The following is a 4,454-nucleotide window of genomic DNA, read 5'->3' on the forward strand; positions in this document are numbered from 1 at the left end:
GGTATAATAAAGGGTGGACCAATTGGAGGATATGAGCAAAATGGAAATTATAAAATAGATGCAAGATATAATGCTGAAGAATTAGCTAAAAGAATTAGGAATATTGCAAAATATAAAAGACATATAAAAGTATATAACAAAGAGATAGTTAGTTTTATTGAAAAAATATTACCAAGTTATAATGAGAATGCGTTAATATATTTTGATCCTCCATATTTTAATAAAGGACCAGAATTATACAAAAATTTTTTTAATAAAGAAGATCATGCGAAAATATCACAATTAATATTAAATAATGTTCAAGCAGATTGGATTATTACATATGATGATGCGCCTGAAATAATAAAATTATATCAGCAAAGATGTATAAAGAGATATGATTTAAATTATAGTGTAGCTAATACTGGAAAAAACTCTGAATTAATTATTTTTAAAGATAAAGAGTATTGTCCATCGAATGAAGAATTGTTAAATCGTAAAATTAATATTAATCTGCGAGAGTTATGTATTTAAAAAAATTATTATGTAAGTATAAATTTTAGGTAAGTAGTAAGGAATATAAATATGATAATAAGGAATATAGAAATTGAAAAGTTTCGAGCATTTGAAAATGTAACGTTTGATTTAGGAAAAAGAATTACAGCAATTGCTGGAAGAAATGCCACACAGAAAACAACTGTTTTGGGAATGATAGGACAACCGTTTACGATTTCTTCTAAGGACCATCAGATGTATGGTTGTAAAACAATTGATGGATATAATTTTCGTTCACAATTTAAAGAAAAATTTAAATTGTCACCAGAACATGATATTATAGGTGAACATAAATGGACGTTGAAATTTCATAATGGCTTCTATGAAAATAATTATTTTTCAGTAAAAAGTATTGCGCGTGTTCAACGTGGAAAACCAGATACATTAAGATTTTGGAATGCAGAAAGTCGTGCAAGAGGGGCTGGATATATACAATTACCAGTTTATTTCTTGAGTTTGAGTAGATTGTTTCCGATAGGGGAAGCAAAAAAAACAAAGGAATTTCCTATGATACTTACGGATGAAGAAAAGGAATATTGTATTAATAATTATCGAACAATACTTTCTATTCAAAATAGATGTACTAATTCAGATATAGGCATAGAGAAAGGAGCTGCTTCAAAATCTTTTGCAGGAGTTTCAGATGATATTCATGATATATATACAAATTCTGCAGGTGAAAGTAATATTGTAAAAATTATTTTAGCGTTATTATCATTTAAAAGATTGAAAGATGAATATAGAGATAGCTATAAAGGAGGTATTTTGCTCATTGATGAACTAGACGCAACATTGTATGGATTTTCACAAACAAAATTAATTGATTATCTTTGGCAAGCTTCTGCTGAATTTAAAGTACAAATTATATTTACAACGCATTCTCCACTTGTTTTAAAAAGAGTTAATAAGTATCAAAGAGAGGAAAGAAAACGAAAAGGTATAAGTCTTCCAATATATGCATATGATAGTGCTATAGTATATTTACAACCTCAATATAATGAAGAAGGAGAAAGGACTATTATGCCCAAAAATATATCTACAAGTGTAGAATTAAAAAATGTTTTGGATGATATTAATTTAGTACCTTCAATGGCAAGTAATAAATTAAATATTTATTGTGAAGATCAAAGAGCAATTGACTTTATACAATATGTTTTAAGTAAAACGTTATCTATAAATTTAGATGCATATATGTCATTTGTTGACATAGATCTTGGATGGACAAATTATGTACAACTTGCAGAAAAAAGAGTTCCAGAATTTTGTAATAATATGATTATACTTGATGGAGATGTATTAAATAAGCCGGAGTTTAGGGCTAGAGAAAATTTTATTAGGGAGACAGGAAACTTTTTGTTTTTACCGTTGGTAATTGAAGAAAATATATTTAAATTGTTGAAAAATTATGCAGCATTTATAAGATTTAAAGAGGGGTTTTCTAATGTGCCTACTTTTACATATGATATGTGTTTTAATAATTGGCCATTGGAAACAGAAATGTATGGAACAAAAGATTTTAAGGAGTGGTATAAACAAATAGAGAATATACTAGGAAACCAAAATATACTTTTCGATTTTTGGTGTAGTGAATATACTGAAAGTATGAATGAATTTTCACAAAATTTTTGCAGAATATTTAATAGGTTGGCAGAAAAAAATGAATTTGATATTATTCCTGGGGTATAAATTAAGTTCCTAGGGACATTAAGAAATCAGAGATAAAATATCAGTGAATAAAAGAAAAATAATTACAATTGACTATTAAGATTAGGGTGTCAAAAGTCCCTTTTTTGATATTTGATTTTGTTTGTACCTTGAAAATTTAACATGAACTGGTAAAGAATATGATTTTTGATTTACGATTTTCTGATATCTGAAACGGTAATTCATTGGTTTTATGCTGTTTCCTCATTTGAAGCATACGGATCCAAGCTATTTATATAATCTAATAGCTTCTGAAAATCTAATGCCGCTATTTTAAATCCAAAGAATAATCGGGTACGCTTTTTGCCATGTACAGGGATCTTATCCACATGATATCTTCGGCGGAGAAGGCAGCAGAGAGGTTATGCGGGTAACAGATGTGGAACAGTTCTCAAATACAGTTCATGTTGAGACGGTATGTTTGCTGTCAAGAAAAGATAAATAATAGCTGAAAAGCGGCGTATTTCCGGGCTTTTTTGGAAGTTTGGATTTAAAGCCAGACTGCTGAAAAGGCTCGGTTATTTTATATGGAAACATATCTACTTTTTAGTCTGACCGGAGAAAAAGTGGATGACCGAAAAAATGCGGTAGGGTTTAGGCTGCGGATTAGATGTCATAGGTTGTGGCACTGGGATTGTTGTCAGAGCCGACCGCAGTTTAAGCTACTCGATACTAAGAGGTAGACTTGGCAGTGTAATAGATAACAGGAGGCGGAACAATATGAGCAACAAAAAGACAGATGATGTGATAGAATTCATGTCTCACTATTCGTTGGAAAGTGTGTTATCAGGGATAATAGAAATGCAGATGCTTCTATATGGGCACGATGATAAATTTATTCCGGCATCAGAATATTTAGCTACAAATGCATTGCATGCGTGCAAAAAAGACGGCGATAGAGATTTTAAGTGGCACGATTATGAAGTGTTAGAGCAGTATGGAAAAAATGCATATGCTCCTAATGTGAAAAACTTAATAAATGAAACATTGAAAATGGTCAATTCTAGTGATGAAGATAAACAAAAATTTCTCCAGTCACAAATGATGCAGATGAAGGGGAACCTCTATAGAGGAGATGGGTACATATATCAATTAGTCGAGGTGGCAAGAAAGTTGTACTCGCCGCTTGATTCAGCAATGTTAGATGTTTTGGGTTTCTCTTATACAGCATATGAAAAAACAGTACGCTACGTATTTTCTCAGTATGGTTTGCGAAATGCTAAGGCTTATAGAGAAAAATATAGATTCAAAACTATGATTAAAGCGTTGACGAGTAAATCGGAACCTTGGTTGCCAAGTATAAAAGAGGGATATATTTTTAGAATATATAAATCGGATTTGAAAACCATCATTGGTGATGATATCTATAAAATGGTTGATTACTTGAGCGTAAAAGCATTTGACAAGTCGTTAAAAAAGGCAGAGTTTGAAGATTTTAAGATATTAATTTCTAAACCTTTTGTTGACTTTGGAGATTATTTCTACATGCCGTTGTTGTTTTCAACGCTAATGAATTTACCTAAACAATTCCATTATACTTTTATCGCAGGAAAAATATTCGATAAAAAAACGGTTGGAGATTACACAGGCAATCGAGGAGATGTAGTGGAAGAACTAACAGCCTCGTATCTGAGTAGGCTGCTTGAAAAAGATAAAATTTATTGTAGCTTATCATATCAAGGAGAAGATGGAGAGGCAGATGTGACTACAGTATCATCTACTGGAATGCTTTTCTGTGAATGTAAAAGTAAAATAATCACATTGAACTCCATAAAAGGCTTACATGAGAATATAAAAACTGATGTTTATCAGGCAATTGGAGCAGCGTATTTACAAGCAATCAGGTCGATTGAGAGGGTTCAAGAAGGGAAGAAATTTGTAACAGAATCAGGAGTGGAACTGACGATAGATGATATTTCGGCAAAATATATCGTTTGCGTAACCGCTGAAAACTTTGGAATAATTCCTTCGGAGATAGATGAATATCTGGAAATAAATAAGTTACATGGCATTCCATATGTAGTAAATATATACGATTTGGATATTATCACACAAGAGTGTAACTCTTACGAGGAATTTATACAGTATATCGAATTCAGAAAAAAGAATTACGATTTGATTTCCGTTATAGATGAATTGGATGCATTTGGATTTTTTAAGAAAAACGGGGGCAAGAAAGTATCTATTAATGCGGATGAACTTATGCTAACGGATTT

3 protein-coding genes and 1 pseudogene are annotated in these 4,454 nt (G+C 31.2%); 3 read left to right on the forward strand and 1 reads right to left on the reverse strand.

All coding sequences use genetic code 11. The annotated features are described in order from the left end of the window. Nucleotides 1-513, forward strand: a pseudogene (locus tag Q0F58_RS17460) (DNA adenine methylase); the annotation flags it as partial. Nucleotides 514-564: 51 nt separating this feature from the next. Then, nucleotides 565-2,220 carry an AAA family ATPase gene (locus Q0F58_RS17465; RefSeq protein WP_294379144.1) on the forward strand — a complete coding sequence of 552 codons (1,656 nt, stop codon included), beginning with the start codon at nt 565-567 and terminating at the stop codon, nt 2,218-2,220. 209 nt (nt 2,221-2,429) lie between these two features. Here Q0F58_RS17465 and Q0F58_RS17470 read toward each other — a convergent pair whose 3' ends face one another. Beyond that, complete coding sequence (locus Q0F58_RS17470; RefSeq protein ID WP_294379145.1) at nt 2,430-2,567, reverse strand: hypothetical protein; 138 nt, start codon at nt 2,565-2,567, stop codon at nt 2,430-2,432. A 391-nt stretch (nt 2,568-2,958) separates the two neighbouring features. On the opposite strand from Q0F58_RS17470, the gene Q0F58_RS17475 reads away from it, so the two are divergent. Beyond that, the coding region (locus Q0F58_RS17475) for a hypothetical protein (protein ID WP_294379146.1) at nt 2,959-4,454 on the forward strand (1,496 nt) is incomplete at its 3' end.

Origin of the sequence: uncultured Clostridium sp. (genome assembly GCF_934754915.1) — a bacterium.
GTDB lineage: Bacteria > Bacillota > Clostridia > Clostridiales > Clostridiaceae > Clostridium.

Coding starts and splice junctions, on each gene's coding strand:
- Q0F58_RS17465 (WP_294379144.1), top strand. CDS start 565: ATGATAATAAGGAATATAGAAATTGAAAAGTTTCGAGCATTTGAAAAT.